The 16,915-nt window shown below is 74.7% G+C and carries 17 protein-coding genes; all 17 read left to right on the top strand.

What is annotated here, in order from left to right; all coding sequences use genetic code 11:
- Positions 1-26 precede the first annotated feature (26 nt).
- Positions 27-197: a Trm112 family protein gene (locus tag VMS22_24490; protein ID HXJ37200.1), complete on the top strand. Its 171-nt coding sequence runs from the start codon at positions 27-29 to the stop codon at positions 195-197.
- The gene (gene waaF, locus VMS22_24485) at positions 175-1,227 is read left to right on the top strand and encodes a lipopolysaccharide heptosyltransferase II (protein HXJ37199.1); all 1,053 of its coding nucleotides are present in this window, start codon (positions 175-177) and stop codon (positions 1,225-1,227) included. Before VMS22_24490 ends, waaF begins: the two co-directional genes overlap by 23 nt.
- The gene (locus VMS22_24480; GenBank protein ID HXJ37198.1) at positions 1,224-1,955 is read left to right on the top strand and encodes a hypothetical protein; all 732 of its coding nucleotides are present in this window, start codon (positions 1,224-1,226) and stop codon (positions 1,953-1,955) included. The genes waaF and VMS22_24480 overlap by 4 nt, the downstream gene beginning before the upstream one ends.
- A complete protein-coding gene (locus tag VMS22_24475) occupies positions 1,952-2,692 on the top strand; it encodes a lipopolysaccharide kinase InaA family protein (GenBank protein HXJ37197.1) in 741 nt (246 codons plus the stop codon). Before VMS22_24480 ends, VMS22_24475 begins: the two co-directional genes overlap by 4 nt.
- The gene (locus VMS22_24470) at positions 2,680-3,678 is read left to right on the top strand and encodes a glycosyltransferase family 9 protein (GenBank protein HXJ37196.1); all 999 of its coding nucleotides are present in this window, start codon (positions 2,680-2,682) and stop codon (positions 3,676-3,678) included. Before VMS22_24475 ends, VMS22_24470 begins: the two co-directional genes overlap by 13 nt.
- Complete coding sequence (locus VMS22_24465) at positions 3,675-4,478, top strand: lipopolysaccharide kinase InaA family protein (protein ID HXJ37195.1); 804 nt, start codon at positions 3,675-3,677, stop codon at positions 4,476-4,478. The genes VMS22_24470 and VMS22_24465 overlap by 4 nt, the downstream gene beginning before the upstream one ends.
- A complete protein-coding gene (locus tag VMS22_24460) occupies positions 4,475-5,602 on the top strand; it encodes a glycosyltransferase family 4 protein (protein ID HXJ37194.1) in 1,128 nt (375 codons plus the stop codon). The genes VMS22_24465 and VMS22_24460 overlap by 4 nt, the downstream gene beginning before the upstream one ends.
- Positions 5,599-6,513, top strand: a complete 915-nt coding sequence (locus VMS22_24455) for a glycosyltransferase (GenBank protein HXJ37193.1) — start codon at positions 5,599-5,601, stop codon at positions 6,511-6,513. The genes VMS22_24460 and VMS22_24455 overlap by 4 nt, the downstream gene beginning before the upstream one ends.
- 8 nt (positions 6,514-6,521) lie before the next feature.
- Complete coding sequence (locus VMS22_24450) at positions 6,522-7,628, top strand: glycosyltransferase family 4 protein (GenBank protein HXJ37192.1); 1,107 nt, start codon at positions 6,522-6,524, stop codon at positions 7,626-7,628.
- Positions 7,618-9,201, top strand: coding sequence for a glycosyltransferase (locus tag VMS22_24445; GenBank protein ID HXJ37191.1), 1,584 nt, complete (start codon positions 7,618-7,620; stop codon positions 9,199-9,201). The genes VMS22_24450 and VMS22_24445 overlap by 11 nt, the downstream gene beginning before the upstream one ends.
- A gap of 9 nt (positions 9,202-9,210) precedes the next feature.
- Positions 9,211-10,095 carry a glycosyltransferase family 2 protein gene (locus tag VMS22_24440; protein HXJ37190.1) on the top strand — a complete coding sequence of 295 codons (885 nt, stop codon included), beginning with the start codon at positions 9,211-9,213 and terminating at the stop codon, positions 10,093-10,095.
- A complete protein-coding gene (locus VMS22_24435; GenBank protein ID HXJ37189.1) occupies positions 10,092-11,030 on the top strand; it encodes a hypothetical protein in 939 nt (312 codons plus the stop codon). The genes VMS22_24440 and VMS22_24435 overlap by 4 nt, the downstream gene beginning before the upstream one ends.
- Entirely contained in the window at positions 11,018-12,205 is a 1,188-nt protein-coding gene (locus VMS22_24430; GenBank protein HXJ37188.1) for a glycosyltransferase, read from the top strand. Before VMS22_24435 ends, VMS22_24430 begins: the two co-directional genes overlap by 13 nt.
- A gap of 96 nt (positions 12,206-12,301) precedes the next feature.
- Positions 12,302-13,663, top strand: coding sequence for a sugar transferase (locus VMS22_24425; GenBank protein ID HXJ37187.1), 1,362 nt, complete (start codon positions 12,302-12,304; stop codon positions 13,661-13,663).
- Positions 13,664-13,683: 20 nt separating this feature from the next.
- A complete protein-coding gene (locus VMS22_24420) occupies positions 13,684-14,856 on the top strand; it encodes an O-antigen ligase family protein (protein ID HXJ37186.1) in 1,173 nt (390 codons plus the stop codon).
- Between the two features lies 1 nt (position 14,857).
- Positions 14,858-15,925, top strand: coding sequence for a glycosyltransferase family 4 protein (locus tag VMS22_24415; GenBank protein ID HXJ37185.1), 1,068 nt, complete (start codon positions 14,858-14,860; stop codon positions 15,923-15,925).
- Positions 15,922-16,911 carry a D-glycero-beta-D-manno-heptose-7-phosphate kinase gene (gene rfaE1 / locus VMS22_24410; protein HXJ37184.1) on the top strand — a complete coding sequence of 330 codons (990 nt, stop codon included), beginning with the start codon at positions 15,922-15,924 and terminating at the stop codon, positions 16,909-16,911. Before VMS22_24415 ends, rfaE1 begins: the two co-directional genes overlap by 4 nt.
- Positions 16,912-16,915 lie beyond the last annotated feature (4 nt).

Genomic DNA, 16,915 nt, shown 5'->3' with positions numbered 1-16,915 from the left:
AGGGCTCGAATCCGGAGGGAACGGCGATGGCCATCGATCAGCAGCTCCTGGACCTGCTCGCCTGCCCGCAGTGCAAGGGCGAGGTGCGGCTGGTCGAGACGAAGGACGCGCTCGTCTGCGAGGCGTGCAAGCTCCGCTACGCCATCAACGACGACATCCCGAACATGTTGATCGATGAGGCGACCCGCATCGACTGAAGCCGGCACGGGCCCGGCCGTCGTGGTCCCGCAGACGAGCTTCCTCGGTGACGTCGTGTTGACGACTCCGCTCCTCTCCGCGCTGCGGGAGCGGATGCGCCCGCGGCGGCTCGTCGTGGTCGTGCGTCCGGAAGCGGTGCCGCTCGTTCGCGGGCATCCGGCCGTCGACGAGGTGCTGGTCGACGACAAGCGCGGGCGCGAGCGCGGGCTCGTGGGCGGCCTCCGCGTCGCCCGCCGCCTGCGCGCCGAGGCCTTCGACCTCGCGGTGTCGCCGCATCGCTCGCTGCGGACGGCGGTGATCCTCGCGGCGGCGCGCATCCCGCGGCGGATCGGCTTCGAGCAGAGCCGCGGGGCGTTCCTCTTCCACGAACGCGTGAGGCGCGATCTCGCGCGGCACGACGTCGAGCGAAACCTCGCGCTGATGACCCCGTTGGGCGGGGTCACTGGAGCGCCGGTCCTCCACGTCCCCGTGCAGCCGGAGGCCGCGGAGCGCGCGCGCGCGCTGCTGCCGGCCGGCGCCGGAGCGCTCGTGGCGATGGCGCCCGGATCGGTCTGGGCCACCAAGCGCTGGCGACCCGAGGGTTTCGCCGCCGTTGCGAGGCGGCTCGCGGCCGAGGGCGCGCGCGTGGTGCTCGTGGGTGCGCCGGCCGACGTACCACTCTGCGACGAGGTCGTCGCGCGGGCGGGCGGGGCGGCGACCTCGCTCGCGGGACGCACCGACCTCGCGACGCTCGTGGCCGTCATCGACCGGGCGGTGGTGCTGGTCGGCAACGACAGCGCCCCGATGCACGTCGCCTGTGCGCGCGACGTGCCCGTGGTCGCGGTCTTCTGCGCCACCACTCCGGCGCTCGGCTACGGGCCGTACGGTGCGCGCACGCGCGTGGTCGAGGTCGATCTCGCCTGTCGCCCGTGCGGCCGCCACGGCGGCCGGCGCTGTCCACGCGGCACCGAGGACTGCATGCGGCTGGTCGAGCCGGACGCGGTGGTCCGCGCGGTGCAGGTCGTGCGGCGCGCGGAGAGCGCCGCATGAGCGCGCCGGACGCAGCGCGCATCGCCGCCGTCGTGGTGGTGGCGCGGGGCAGGGAGGAGCTGCCGCGCGCGCTCGAGCGCGCGGCGTGGGCCGACGAGCGCGTCGTGCTCGACCCGGCGGACCGGGCGGCCGGCGTGCAGCTTCCCGCGCACGTCGTGCGCATCGTCGATCCTGGTGCGCTCGACCGGGCGGTTTCGGCGCCGTGGGTCGTCCTGCTCGGCGAGGACGAGGTGCTGGACGATCGCGGTGTTCGCGCGGTGCGCGGCGCGATCGGGCACGCCGGCGGCGAAGCGCTGGCGCTCGGCGTCATGACGCGGACGCTGGCCCTCGAGCTCGCGAGCGCGCCCAGCATCCTGGTCGCGCCGCGGGGCACGCCCATCGTCGTCCAGCGGGGCGCGGCGGTGGGGTTCGACGGGCGCGGGCTCCGCGTGCGACGCATCGACGCCTCGGTCGTCCGCGAGCGCGGCCACACGCTCACCACGGCGCTCGAGATCCTGGACGGCGACGCGGCGACGGCCGCCGCACTCGCGGATCGCAGCGGGCGCACGGGCCGGGGTGTCGTGTGGCGGTCGGCGGCGGCGATGGTCCGGGTGCTGCTTGCCCGCTCGCCCGCGGGGCCGCTCGGGCTCGGACGCTGGGTGCTCGCCGTGCTCGACGGCTATCGTGTCGTCGTCAGCCAGGCGAAGCTGTGGGAGCGCCGGCGCGACCACCCGGTGGAGGTCGCGTGACGCCGCCGGCCGGGTACACCTGGCTCGCCGACGGCCCGCGCCGCGCGGTGATCCGGGACGACCTCGTCGCTGCGCTCGCGCCGTGGCTGCTCGCGCCCGAGCTGGGGCCGCCCGCGGGCGCCGAGCGATTGGGGGCCGGCCGAGGCGCGGCCTACCGGGTTCGCATCGCCGGGGCTCCGTCGGCGGTCGTGCGGATCGGGCGGCGCGGCGGCGCGCTCGGGCGGCTCGTGAGGGAGACGTACCTCGGCATGCGACCGCGTCCCTGGCGTGAGCTCGCCGTATCGCTCGCGGCGCGCCTGAAGGGAGCGCCGGTCCCCGAGGTGCTCGCGGCGCGCGTGGACGGCTGGATCGCGTATCGGAGCGCGATCGTGACGGCGGAGATCCCGGACGCGCGCACGGCGGTCGAAGCGCTCCGGGGAGCCGAGGGAGAGGCACGCCTGCGCATCGCGCGCGCTGCCGGTGCCGCGGTGGCGCGGCTCCACGACGCAGGCGTGCAGCACGCGGATCTCAACCTCACGAACATCCTCGTGACGGAGAACGGCGGGACGATCGTCGACCTCGACCGCGCACGCGTCGTGCCGGGATCGCTCGGCGGATCGGCGCGCCGCCGAAACCTCGCGCGGCTGTGTCGATCGGCGAAGAAGCTCGATCCGTCCGGGGCGCTGATCGATCGGGAGACGCGGCAAGCCTTCGATCGCGCGTATGGCGCGCCGGCGGGGGCGCCGTGCGGCTCCTGATCGTGCTGCCGGGCGCGCTCGGCGACGTCATCCGCGCGCTGCCGCTGCTGGGACGCCTGCGGCGCGCGCATCCGGGCGCGACGCTCGCGTGGGTCGTCGAGCCGCTCTCGCTGCCACTCCTCGAAGGACACCCGTGGCTCGACCGCGTGCACCGTCTGGAGCGAGGTCGGCGCGTGCGCGGCCTCGTGCGCGCCGCGCGCGAGATCCGCGCCGCGCGCTACGACGTCGCCCTCGACCTCGGCCGGGGGGCGAAGAGCGCGCTGCTCGCGCGGGCCTCGGCCGCGGGGCGCCGCATCGGCTTTGCCCGCGGCGAAGCGCGTGAAGGGAGCTGGGTCGTCTCCACGGAGCGTCTGCCGCCGCAAGGCGTGACGCGCTCGAAGCTCGAGCAGTTCCTCGCCTTCGGGGACGCGATCGGCGCGACCGACCACGCGATCGGGTTCGGGCTCGCCCCGAGCGCGGCCGAAGCGGCCGAGGCCGCTACGCTCCTCGGCGACGACCCGCGACCGATCGTCGCCGCCTGCGTCGGCTCCTCGTGCCCGAGCCGGCGGTGGTGGCCGGAACGCACGGCGGCGGTGCTCGACGCGCTGGCGGCTCGCCATGGCACGCGGGCCGTGGTTCTCGGGACGGCGGCGGACACCGCGTTCGCCGGGCGGGTGGTCGGCGCCGCGCAGAGCGTGGTGACGAACCTCGCCGGTCGGACGTCGGTGCGGCAGCTCCTCGCCGTCCTCGCCCGCGCGCGACTCGCCTTCGGTCCCGACTCGGGGGCGCTCCACCTCGCGGCTGCGCTCGGCGTGCGCGTCGTCTCGCTCTGGGGCGCGACCAGCGCGCTGCGCTCGGCGCCGTTCGGTTCGGAGCGGTGGGCGATCGCCGGGACCGCGCCCTGCAGCCCGTGCTTTCTCGCCCGGTGCCCCATCGGCCGCGTGTGCATGACGACGATCGAGGTCGGCGCCGTGGTGGCGTCGGCGAGCGAGGCTGCGGTCGCGTGAGCGCGGGCCGGCAGCTCGTGCGCTGGCGGTGCGAGGGGTGGCGCGGTCTCGTGCGACTCGGTGAGCTCGGCCCGGCGACGTGGCTCCGTGCGGCCGAGGCGGCCGGGGAGGGACGCGGCTCGCGCCACGCGCGGACGATCGCGACGACGCAGGCGGGCGGCACCTTCTGGTTGAAGGTCTACCCGCGACCGGACGGCTACCGCGCGCGCCGCGCGGCCCGCATGATGGCCGCGCTCCCGCGCGCAGGCCTGGCGGCGCCGGAGGTGGTCCTCGTCGGGACGCGCGACGGTGACGGGCTCCTCGTGACACGCGACGCGGGCGGGGTGCCACTCGCCGAGAGCCTCGCGGTCGCGGGGCGCTCGCGGCAGGAGAAGTGGGGCCGTCTCCGCGCGCTCGGCCGCGCCGTCGCGGCGCTCCATGGCGCCGGGTTCGTCCACGGCGACCTCGTGCCCTCCAACGTCCAGGTGCGCGGCGAGGATCACGTCTTCCTCGATCACGATCGCACGCGCCGCAGCCACCTCCTCGTCTGGTGGCAGGGACGGCGCAACCTCGTGCAGCTCGGCCGCTTCGTCGTCGACGGGATCGGCACCACGGATCGGGCGCGGGTCTTCGCGGCCTACGCGGACGCGCGCGGGCTCGGGTGGCGCGCCCGGCGTCGGCTCGTGCGCTGGGTGGTCGAGAAGACCATCGAGCGCCGATGTGCGATCGACCACATCGCGCCGGACGTCGCGCGGCGGGCGGGCTTCGCGCGCCTCATGCGGAGCGGCGGTCCGCTCGCGCCCGGGGGAACCGCGGCGTGAGGCGCCTCTTCGTCACGCTCGCGCACCCGCAGCATGCCGGCATGTGGCGCGCGCTGCGCGTCCTCGCGGACGCCGCCCCTGCGCACGGCTGGGAGCTGCGCTACGCCGTTCCCGCCTGGCACGACCTCATCACGACGACGGGGATCCCGCCCGAGCACGTGACGGTCGTTCGCGGTCTCGGAGCCTGGCGGCGCCTGAGCGCGCGGGCGACGTTGCCCGCGACGCTCGCCCGCCTCGTGCGCGCGGCGCGCGGATCGCACGCGTTCTACTCGACCACGCTCTCGACGTTTCCGCACTGCTGGCTGGCGGGGCGGCTGCTCGGGATCCCGCAGGTGGTCCACGTCTACTCGAGCTACGGCGAGGCGCGGCCGTATCGAAAGCACCTGCTCGGGCGCGCCCGGCACGTGATCGCGCCGTCGGCGGATTCGCTGCGGCTCGCCGAGCAGGCGCTCGGCGGCTTCGCGCCCGGGACGCGTGCGCGCGTCGCCTACAACGGCATGGACGTCGAGCGGATCCGCCGCGAGGCGGCCGCGGCGGTACCGCCGGGGATCGCGCCGCCGCGCGCGCCGTCGATCGGCATGGTGGGGAACCTCGACTGGCGGAAGAACCCGACGTGCCTCGTCGAGGCCACGCCGGCGATCCGTGCGGCCGTCCCCGACCTGACGGTGCTCCTGGTCGGCGCCTTCCCGGACGCCGGGACCGAGGCGCGCGTACGCGGGCGCATCGCCGAGCTCGGTCTCTCGGACGTCGTGCGGACGACGGGCTTCCTCGCGAACCCGTTTCCGATCGTGCAGCGCCTCGATGTGCTCGTGCATCCGGCCCTCCGCGATCCGTTCCCTCTCGCGCTGCTCGAAGCGATGGCGCTCGCCCGCCCGATCGTGGCGACCGCGGTGGGCGGCATTCCCGAAATGCTGGTCGACGGCGAGAGCGGACGGCTCGTGCCGCCCGAAGATCCCGCGGCGCTCGCGCGCGCCGTGGTGGCGCTCCTCCATGACGCGCCGGGCCGGGCACGGATGGGAGCGGCCGCCTACCACCGGCTGGCGACGGTCTTCACGCTCGAAGGATTCGCCGCCACGATGTTCGGCGCCTTCGACGAGGCGGTGCGCGACGGGCGGGCGGCATGAAGCCCGAGGTGAGCGTCGTCGTGCCGACCTACAATCGCGCGGCGTTCGTCGAGGCGAGTCTCGAGAGCGTGCTCGCCCAGGAGGCTGTCGCGTTCGAGGTCGTGGTGGTCGACGACGGCTCGCAGGACGACACGCTGGCGCGCCTCGGCCGCATCCGCGATCCGCGCCTGCGGGTACTCCCGGTCGCGCACGGTGGCGTCGGCGCCGCGCGCAACGCGGGCGTCGCCGCGGCGCAGGGCGCGTACGTCGCGTTCCACGATTCGGACGACGTCGCGCTGCCGGGGCGACTCGCGCGGCCGGTCGCGGTGCTGCGCGCGCAGCCCGAGCTCGGCCTGGTGATCCAGAACGGGCGCTTCCTGCCGCCCGACGACGCTCCGCACGGGCCGTCGGAGCCCTGGATCAAACCCGAGGTGACGCGCGCGCTGGTCGGACGCACGATCGGCGTCGCCGAGGTGTTCCGCTGGAACCTTGGCCAGCTGCAGGGCATGTGCTTCACGCGTGCCGCGCTCGACACCGTGGGGCCGTTCGACACGAGCTTCCACATCCTCGACGACCTCGACCTCGTGCTGCGCGTCGCCGCGCGCTTCCCGGCCGTGTTCCTCGACGAGGAGGCGTTCCTGTACCGCCGCCATGGTGGCGGCATCGCGCGCGATCGGGGCACCGTCCGCGAGGAAGCCATCCGGCTGGCCGAGAAGCTCGTCAGCACCCACCCGGAGGTGTTGCCGGTGCTGGGGCGCGACGACTTCCACCGTCGCCAGGCGCGACGGTACGCGCGACTCGCGCGCGCGCGCCAGCGCGCCGGCGACACGCTGGGCGCGCGCGCGGCCCTGAAGCGCGCCCGCGAGCTCCGCCCGATGAACCTCCGCTACCAGCTGGAAGCCCTGTGGCTCCGGCTGCGGCCGCGCCCCTGAGCCGCCCCATGCGGATCGCGTTCATGCATCGCCGGCTCGCCGGCGGCGGCACGGAGGCCGACCTGTGCCGGATGGCGAGCGGGCTCGCGGCCCGAGGGCACGAGCTGCACGTGTTCGTCGCCAAGGCGGACGCGGCGCCGGCGGGCGTCACGGTCCGGCGCGTGCCGATCGTGCGGGCCGGGCGCGTGGCGCGTCTGGTGAGCTTCGCGCTGGCGGCACCCCGCGCAGTGGCGACGGAGCGCTGGGACGTGATCGTGGGCTTCGGGCGGACGCCGCGCCAGGACGTGGTGCGGGTCGGAGGCGGCACGCACCGCAGCTACCTGGCGCGGATGGAGGCCGCGGATCAGCGCGGGCCACGGCGCGGGCCCTACCACCGCGCAGTTCTCTGGCTCGAGCGACGGATGTTCGCGCCCGACGGACATCGTGCGGTGATCGCGGTCTCCCGACGCGTGGCGCGCGAGATCGAGGACGACTACGGGGTCCCCGCGTCGCACGTGCGCGTGCTCTACAACGGCGTCGACCTCGAACGCTTCCATCCGGCGCGCCGGGCGGTCGACGGACGCGCGGTGCGATCCGAGCTCGGCATCGGCGACGGACCGGTGTGCCTGGCGATCGGTACGGGATTCGTGCGCAAGGGGTTCGACATCCTCCTGCGGACGTGGCGGGAGCAGCCACCGGCCGGCGCCGCGCTGCTCCTGGCCGGTGACGACGAGCGGCTGGGGCGCTACCGGCGCGAGGCCGCCGCCGGGGGGCCGGTGCAAGTCCTCGGTCCGCGCGGCGACGTCGACCGCCTTCTCGCCGCCGCCGACGCGGTCGTCGTTCCGTCGCGGCAGGAGGCCTTCGGCAACGTCGTGCTGGAGGCGTGCGCCGCCGGTGTCCCGGTGGTGACCAGCCGCCGAGTCGGCGCCGCGGAGCTGCTGGCGGGCGTGGGTGACGACCTGGTCGTCGACGATCCCGAGGACACGCGCACGCTACGGGACGCGATCGTCCGTGCGCTCGGCCCCGACTGGGCACGGCGGAGCGCAGCGGCGCGATCACGGGCGGAGGAATTCCCGTGGAGCCGGCATCTCGACGAGCTGGAGTCGTTTCTGGGCGAGGTGGCGCGTGCACGCTGAGGGCGACGCGCCGCGCGTGGTGCGGGCGGGGCGGCTACGCGCCGTCGTCGTTGCGGGCGTGGACCTCGTGCGCACCGTGGGACCGGACGGCGATGCGGACCGCTTGCTGACGAGCGCCCGCTGTCACCTGATCAAGTTCCAGCGCAAGGTGGTGGTCGGTCGCATCGTCACCTCGATCGGGCCGCTGTACGTGAAGCGCTACAACGTCCACGCGCTCCGTATCGCGGTGGGGAGCCTCGGGCGCGTCTCGCCCGCCGTGCAGGCGTTTCGCAACGCGCGTGCCCTCGCCGCGCTCGGCATTGCCACCGCGCCGCCGGTCGCCGCCCTCGAGTTCCGTTGGCACGGCTTCCTCACGCGCAGCTTCCTGCTGACGCACGAGGTGCCGGCCGCCGAGACGGCCAACATCGCCTGGCTGCGCCTGCTGGGGTTCGACGATCCGCAGGCCCGCCGGGTCACGCGGCGCGCGTTCACCCGGGCGCTCGGCGCGTTCTTCCGCTCCCTGCACGACGCAGGCGTCTACCACCGGGACTTGAAGGACGTGAACATCCTCGTCGGCGGCGCGCTCTCGTCGCCACGCTTCACGCTGCTCGACCTGGAGCGGGTTCGCATCGGTCCCGAGGTGTCGCGCCGGCGGCGGGTGACCAACGTCGTGCAGCTCGCGCGGACCCTCGGCCCGCTCGCATCGGCGACCGACCGGGCGCGTTGGCTCGCCGCCTACCTCGGCGACGTGCCGCGCGCGGAGCGGCGCGCGTGGGCGAGTGCGATCCTGCGCGCGCAGCGATCGAAGGACCGCGGGCGCCGCCGCGCTGGGCCGAGCCCGCGCGCCCGCGTCACCTGCACGATCGTCTGTCAGGACGAGGCGGCGCAGATCGGGCAGTGCCTCGACAGCGCGGCATGGTGCGACGAGATCGTCGTGGTCGACGGCGGCTCGCACGACGAGACGGTCGACATCGCCCGGCGCTACACGGACCGCATCCTGCGCAATCCCTGGCCGGGATACCGGGCGCAGAAGCAGTTCGCGCTCGACGCGTCCCGCTGCGAATGGGTGCTGAACCTCGACGCCGACGAGCGCATCAGCGACGAGCTGTCGAACGAGATCCGGCGTGCGCTGGCGGACGTGCCGCCCGACGTGGACGGCTTCGCGATCCCGCGGCTCGTCTCGTATCTGGGGCGCTGGTGGTATCGGGGCGGCTGGTACCCGCGTCCGGTCGTGCGGCTCGTGCGGCGCGAGCACACGACGTGGGGCGGCACCGATCCGCACGACCGCGCCGAGGTGCCGGGGCGGGTGCGCCGGCTGCACGAGCCGATCTTCCACTACACCTACGACGACGTGGCGGACCATCTGCGCTCGGTCTCGAAGCTGACCGCGGTGGGAGCGAACCAGGTCCCGGCCGGACGGCAGATCGGCCTCGGCCGCCTGCTCGCCGAGCCGGCGTGGCGATTCCTGCGCGCCTACCTCGTGAAGCGCGGATGCCTCGAGGGCGTGCCGGGCTTCTTCGTGGCGGCGACCGACGCCTTCTACACGTTCCTTCGCTGGGCGCGCGTGTGGGACCGCGACCGGCGGGCGTGCTAACGTCGGCCCGTGTCGGGGTCGGTCTCGGTCGTCGTCGTCAACTGGAACGCCGGGCCGGCGCTCGCGGCGTGCCTGGCGAGCCTCGAGGTCGACGCGCGGGCGGGGACGGAGGTCATCGTCGTCGACAACGCGTCGAATGACGGCAGCACGGAGGCGGCCCGCACCCGGCATCCGTGGGCGCGGGCGATCGCGCTGCCGGCGAACGTCGGGTTCGCGCGCGGCGCCAACGCCGGCGCGGCCGAGGCGCGGGGAAGCGTCCTGGTCTTCCTCAATCCCGACGCCCGGCTCGAGGCGGGCGCGCTCCCGCGCCTGGTCGCCGCGCTCGAGGCGGAGCCGCAGAGCGCGATCGCCGGGGGCGGGCTCGCCGACGAAGCGGGACGCTGGCAACCGGGCGCGGCGCGCTTCGGCGTCGTCCGCCACCTGCTCCTCGACACGACGGTCGGGCGCCTCGCGGCGCGGAATCGGCGCGGTCCATACCCCGTCGACTGGGTATACGGCACGTTCGTCGCCGTGCGGCGCGCCGTCTTCGAGCGCCTGGGCGGCTTCGACGGCTCGTACTTCATCTACGGTGAGGACCTGGACCTCTGCCATCGCGCTGCCGCCGAGGGCTGGCACACGCTGCACGTCCCGGCCGCGGTCGCCGTCCACGGGCGCAACGTGAGCGCGACCACGCGCTTCGGCCTGGGGCGTGACGCCGCCGTCGTCGCGGGTGAGCTGCGGTTCTTCGCGCGCCGCGGCGGGTGGGGCGCGGCGGCGCTCTATCGGACGCTGGCCGGCGCCAAGTTCGGCGTGAAGGCGGTGCTCGCGGCGCTGGTCGGACGTACGACGACGGCGCGCCGGGCGCTGCTCGTCGTCCGCACCTGCCTGCGTCCAGGCGAGGGGCTTCCGACGTGAGCACGGAGCCCACCGTCACCCTCGGCATCCCGTGTCGCACCGACGAGCCGGCGCTCGGGCGGACGCTCGACGCCGCGTGGTCCGATCTTCGGACTGCGGCCGGCACGACCGAGACGCTCGTGTGCCTGAACGGTCGCGCCGCGGGGAGATCGCCCGCCGCGCGCGACCTCGATGCGTTCGCCCGTCGCGTGGGAGCGCGCCTCGTGATGCACGACGTCGACCGCGAGCCCGAGCGTCCGGCGGGCGCCGAGCCCGCGGATGTCGTCGCGCTCACGACCGAGCGCGCCGGCAAGGCGATCGCCTGGAACGTCCTCCGCCGCTGGGCGCGCGGCGCGACGACCGTCTTCCTCGACGCCGACGTCGACATCGGCGCCGGCTCCATCGCACGGCTGCTGGATGCGCTGGCGGCCGCGCCCGACGCCGTCCTGGCGTCGCCCAAGACGAGCTGCGCGCCGCGGCCGACCGCGTTCGAGCGCATCATGGCGGCGCCGTATGGCGTCGACTTTCCGAATTTGTCCGGGCAGCTCTACGCCGCGCGCAGCGCCGGCCTGCCGCCGACGATGCCGGAGGATCTGATCGAGCCGGAGCGCTGGCTCGAGCTCGCGGTCGGGCGCGAGCGCGTCGTGCGCGACCCGGTTGCGCGCGTCGTCGTACGGCTGCCGGCGACGCTCGGCGACTTCTATCGCCAGCGGATCCGGATCGAGATGGGAAAGGTGCAGATCGACGCGCAGTATCCCGCGCTCCTCGCGCGCGGGAACCCGCAGCCGCGGGGCTGGACGGCCCTGCGGGCGTTGTCGGTCCCGGACCTCGGGCGTCTCGGCGTCTATCTGGTGCTGCGCGAAAGCGCCCACGTGGTCGCCTGGTGGCGCTACCGGCGGCGGCGCACCGAGGGGGTGTGGATCCAGGCGGCGAGCACGAAGCAATGGACCGCCTGAAGGTCCTGGCGCTGGTGACGCGCCTCCCCGTGCCGCCGTGGCGCGGCGATCAGGTGCGCAGCTTCCATCATCTGCGGCTCCTGGCGGCGCGCCACGACGTGACGGTGTGCGCGATCGTGCTGGGCAGGGCGGACGCGCGGCACGCCGAGGCCGTCCGCGCTCTCGGCATGCGCCTCGAGGTGGTCGAGCTGGGTCTCGTGGAGGCCGGCCTGTCGCTCGCGCGCGTGCTGGTCGGCGATCCGCGTCCGCTCCAGGTGCTGCTGTACGCGCGCTGGCGCGCGATGGACCGCGTCGCCGCGCTCCTCGCGCGCGAGCGCTTCGACGTCGTGCACGCGCAGCTCGTGCGTACCGCGGCGCTGTGGCCGCCGCCGGGTCGCCCCGGCGTCGTGCTCGACCTGGTCGACGTGCTGTCGGCGAACTTCGAACGGCGTGCGCGGCGCGACCGCGGGCTGCTCGCGTGGGTGTCGGGACTGGAAGCCCGGCGCCTGCGCGCGACCGAGGAGGCGCTCGCACGCGCCGCGGTGGCGACCCTCGTCGTCTCGGAGCCCGAGCGCGCGCATCTTCCACTTCCCGGCGTGCGGGTGGTGCCGAACGGCGTCGATCTGAGCGCGTTTCCCCTGCGAACGGGCGACGGCGTACCGGGCCGCATCGTGTTCGCCGGCAACCTCGGCTACTTCCCGAACGTCGACGCCGCGCGCTGGCTCGCGACGGAGATTCTCCCGGCGGTGCGCGCGCGCGTTCCCGCGGCGACCTTGCACCTCGCGGGCGCGCGGCCGGGCCGCGCGGTACGCGCGCTCGCGACGCTCGACGGCGTGACGCTCGCCGCCGACGTCCCGCAGATGGCGCCCGAGGTCGCGAGCGGCGCCGTCACCGTGATCCCGATGCGCAGCGGCTCGGGCTTGCAGAACAAGGTCCTGGAGGCGATGGCGGTCGGAACGCCGGTCGTCACGACGCCCCAGGTCGCGGCGGCGCTCGACGTCGTCGCGGGCGAGCACCTCGTCCTGGGCGAGGACACCGAATCGCTCGCGCGCGCAGCGGGCGACCTCTTGGCGGCGCCGGAGCGGGCGCGGGCCGTCGCCCGGGCGGGGCGCCGCCTGGTCGAGGAGCGCTATCGGTGGGAAGTGTCGGCACAGGCCGTGGAAGCCGCGTGGTACGCCGCCGCCGGTTCGAAATGAGCTGGTGAATGGCGCGTTGCGTTGACGGGCCAGGGCCTTCTGATATCTCCAGAGCCGGTGCATCGGCGCGACAGAGGGTGGCGTGCCCGCTGGGCCATGCTGGTGACCGGGGACCTGGTCGCCGCGCCGCTCGCGTACCTCCTGGCCTTCGGCCTGCGCGTCATGGTGCCGTTCCCCTTCACCCAGGGCTACCTGCCGGGCATCCGGTTCGCCGAGGTCACGCACCACTGGCCCGAGATGCTGGCGGCGCAGCTCCTGACCCTCTACCTGCTGGGTCTCTACGACACCCGCGCGCTGCTCAACCCGCGCGATCACCTGGCGCCGATCGGTGCGGCCGCGGTGCTCCAGGCGCTGTGCCTGGTCGCGGTCTACTTCTTCCACCAGGACCTCATGTTCCCGCGTTCGATCTTCCTCGTGTACGCGGCCGCGAACGCGGCCCTCGTGACCGGATGGCGGCTCGCCTGCCGACCCCTCATGGGGCGCTATCCGCGCCGCCGCGTGCTCGTCGTCGGGACGAGCGAGGCGGCGAGCGAGGTGATCGAGACCGTCCGCACGCAGCCGTGGCTCGGGATGGACGTCGTCGGCGCGGTGGCGATGAACGGGGCCCGGCCGCTGCTCCAGGGCACGGCCGCCGACGTGCCGATCGTCGGCAGCCGCGACGAGCTGCCGACGCTGTGCGAGACCCACGCGGTCGACGAGGTGATCATCGTCTCCGAGGGCACCTGGCAGGACCGGCTCCTCGACGCGCTCAGCCGCTGGCCGGGGGAGCGCGCGCAGATCTACGTCGTGCCCTCGCCCTACGAGATCCTGATCGGACGGCGCGAGCACCTGCGGCTGCACGACATTCCGCTCATCGAGGTGCTGCACGACGCGCCGGCCGGCGGCGGCGCGGGGCCGAAGCGCATCTTCGACGCCGTGCTCGCCTTCGTGCTGCTCGCGGCGACGGCCCCCGTGATGGCGCTGGTCGCGCTCGCGGTGCGCATGACCTCGTCGGGTCCGGTGATCTATCGCCAGCAGCGCGTCGGCAAGGACGGCGATGCGTTCACGATCTACAAGTTCCGCACCATGCACGCGGGCGCGGAGGAGGCGACGGGTCCCGTGCTCGCGATCGCCAACGATCCCCGCATCACCGGGACCGGCCGCGTGCTGCGCGCGACGCGCCTCGACGAGCTCCCGCAGCTCTGGAACGTGCTGCGCGGCGACATGAGCTTCGTCGGGCCGCGTCCGGAGCGTCCCGAGTTCGTCCAGCAGTACGAGCAGGAGATCCAGGGCTATCGCGAGCGGTTCAAGGTGCGTCCCGGGCTCACCGGGTACGCGCAGGTGAACGGCGAGTACCACACGTCGCCGGCGACGAAGCTGAAGTACGACCTGGCCTACATGTACAACCGCTCGCTGTGGCTCGATCTCAAGATCCTGTCCGAGACCGCGAAGGTGATCCTCACGCGGCGGGGCGTCTGACGTCGGTGTCGGAGGGGGCGGTGCGGCGGGGCGCGCGGGCGTGCCTCGTGCTGACGGCGTGGTCGATCCCGCTCTCCACGACGGGGATGGAGCTCGGCGTGGGCGGCCTCGCGCTTCTCGCCGGTGTCGCCTGGACGAAGGGGCTGCGGGTCGTGCGACGCACGCCGCTCGACACCGTGCTCGCGATCTTCTTCGCGGCGCTCGCCGTCTCGACGCTCGCCAGCGGGCGGCCGTTGGAGGCGGTGGGATGGCAGCGCCTCTGGGTGGTCGCCGGGTACTTCGGCGTCTACTGGTGGCTCGACGATCGCGACGCGGCCGTGCGGTTCGCGGGCGGCCTCCTCGTGGCGGGCGTGATCGCGGGGGCGTACGGCGTCCTCCAGCACTACACCGGCGCCGACTGGTACCGCGCGCTGCTCGGACGGGAGCTGCGGGTGCGGCCGCGCATCGGCGGGGCCCACGGCTTCGCGAGCGTCGGGTTCTTCCGGAACTACGTCACGTATGCGCACGTCCTCATCGTGCCGTTCGGACTGGCGCTGGCGCGGGCCGCGTACCGGGGCGGCGCGGCCGCGATCACCAGCGCGATCGTGCTCGGGCTCGCGCTCATCTTCTCGACCGCCCGGGGCGCCTGGCTGGCCGTGCTCGTCATGGGGGCGATCGTGGCCGCGCTGCGCGGCCGAGGGCTCGCGATGATCCTGGTCGCCGCCCTGGTGATCGGTGGGGCGTGGCTCGCGTCGCCGGGGTTCCGCCAGCAGGTGATCCCGTCGTTCACCGAGCGCGCGACCAACGCGGGCCGCCTCGGCATCTACCGTGCGAACCTCGACATCGTCCACGATCATCCGCTCTTCGGCCTCGGCTTCGGGCGCTACCAGCGGGACTCGGGGCCCTACTACGATCGCCATCCCGACGCCGACCGCCGCTCGCACGCGCACAACAACTTTCTGCAGCTCGCTGCCGAGGCGGGGCTCGTCGGACTCGCCGCCTTCATGCTGCTCTACACGACGGCGCTGCGCTACGGCGTCGAGGCGCTGGCGCGCACGGCCGGCGGGCCGGCGTACGCGAGCACGCTGGGTGCTTGGCTCGGGCTCGTCGGCATCCTCGTGGGCGGGCTCACGCACTACACGCTCGGCGACAACGAGGTCGCCGTGACGCTCTGGGTGACCCTCGCCGTGTTGATGCGACTCTGGGACGGGTAGGGTGCGCGTCCTGCACGTGGACCCGGAGTGCGGATGGGGCGGCGGCGAGGTGCAGGTGACGACGCTCCTGCGGGAGCTCGCCCGGCGCGGCCACACGAGCGTCGTGGCGGCGGTGCCGGGCAGCCCGCTCGCGAGCGCCGCGACCGCGCTCGGAGCTCCGGTGGAAGCGTGCACGATTCGCAACCACCTGGACGTCCGCGCCGTTCCCCACCTGCGCCGCCTCGCGCGCGGCGCCGACGTGGTCCACTTTCACACCGCTCGCGCGCACGCGATGGCGCCGTGGCTCGCGGGGACGGGGGCGCGGCGCGTCGTCACCCGGCGCATGGACTACGTACCGCGCGGCGGGCCGTGGGCGCGCTATCTCTACAACCACGCGGTCGACCGCGTGATCGCCATCTCCGACGGCGTACGCGCGGCGCTCGTCCGAGCGGGCGTCGAGCCCGGGCGCATCCGCGTCGTCCCGAGCGGGATCGACGTGGAAGCATTGGCGGCTCCGGCCGGCGCGCGCGACGCGCTTCGCGCCGAGTGGGGTGTGGGGCCGGACGAGACGCTGGTCATGGTGCTCGGCGTTCTCGAGGAGCGCAAAGGACACGTGGTCCTGATCGAAGCGGCGACCCGTATGCCGCGCACGGTTGCGGCTCGCTGGGTCTTCTGCGGTGCAGGCTCCCTCGAATCTCGGCTCCGCGATGCGGCGGCGCGCAGCGGCCTGGCCGTCCGCTTCGCCGGGTTCCGGCGCGACGTCGCCGCGTGCCTCGCCGCGGCCGACGTGGTCGTCCTGCCCTCGCTGCACGAGGGGCTCGGGGTCGCGGCGCTCGAAGCCATGGCGGCGGGCCGGCCGGTGGTCGCGAGCCGCGTCGGCGGTCTCGCCGAGGTGATCGACGACGGCGTCACGGGACTTCTCGTGCCGCCGCGGGATCCGGCGGCGCTCGCGGCGGCGCTGGGTGCGCTCGCGGCAGATCCGGACCGGCGCGGGGCGATGGGGGCGCACGCGCTACGGCGGGTGCGCGCGCGTTTTTCGAGTGCGGCGATGGCAGAGGGGACGCTCGCCTGCTACGTGGAGCGCCCATGACCCGGATCTCCCGCGATCGTCTCGCCCGTCTCGTCGGGCGCTTCCGCCGCGTGCGGGTGCTGGTGGTCGGCGATCTCATGATCGATCGCTTCGTGTGGGGTCGGGTCGATCGCATCTCGCCCGAGGCGCCGGTCCCGGTCGTCCACGTGACGCGTGAGGACGCGCGCCCCGGAGGCGCGGGCAACGTCGTCAGCAACGTGCGGGCGCTGGGCGGCCGCGTCGCCATCTCGGGGATCGTCGGCCGCGACGCCGCCGGAACGAAGCTGGTCGCGATGCTGCGCGCGCTCGGCGCGGCGACCGACGGGGTGATCGTCGACGGCAGCCGGCCGACGATCGAGAAGACGCGCATCATCGCCCACCACCAGCAGGTGGTGCGGCTCGATCGCGAGGAGGCAGCCGGCGGGCGTGGTGCGGCGACCCGTCGGGTGCGCGAGCACGTGCTCGCGCGCTGGCGCCGGCACGACGTGCTCGTGCTCTCCGACTACAACAAGGGCGTCATCGACGGCGCCCTCCTCGACGCCCTCGCCGAGGCGCACCGGCAGCGGCCGTTCACCTGGGTGGTCGACCCGAAGCGCGCGAACTTCGACCGCTACCGGCGGGTCTCGCTGGTGAAGCCGAATCGGGAGGAGGCCGCTGCCGCCTCGGGCATCGAGATCCGCGACGCGGCCTCGTTGCGCAAGGCGGGCGAGCGCCTGCTGTCCCGCTGGCAGGCCGAGGCGGTCCTCATCTCGCGCGGCGAGCAGGGGATGGCGCTCTTCAAGCCGGGCGGCATCGTCGAGGAGTTCCCGACTGCCGCGCGCGAGGTGTTCGACGTGACGGGCGCGGGCGACACCGTCATCGCGACCTGCGCGCTCGCGCTCGGGGCCGGCGGCTCGCTCGAGGAGGCCACGCTGCTCGCGAACCACGCCGCGGGGGTCGCCGTGGGCAAGATCGGCACCGCGACCGTCAGCGCCGACGAGCTCCGGCGGGCGCTGCGAGGCGCGTAGGGAC

Source organism: Candidatus Eisenbacteria bacterium (genome assembly GCA_035577985.1).
Classification (GTDB): domain Bacteria; phylum Desulfobacterota; class Binatia; order DP-6; family DP-6; genus DATJZY01.
This window is presented reverse-complemented; position numbering and strand designations above follow the sequence as displayed.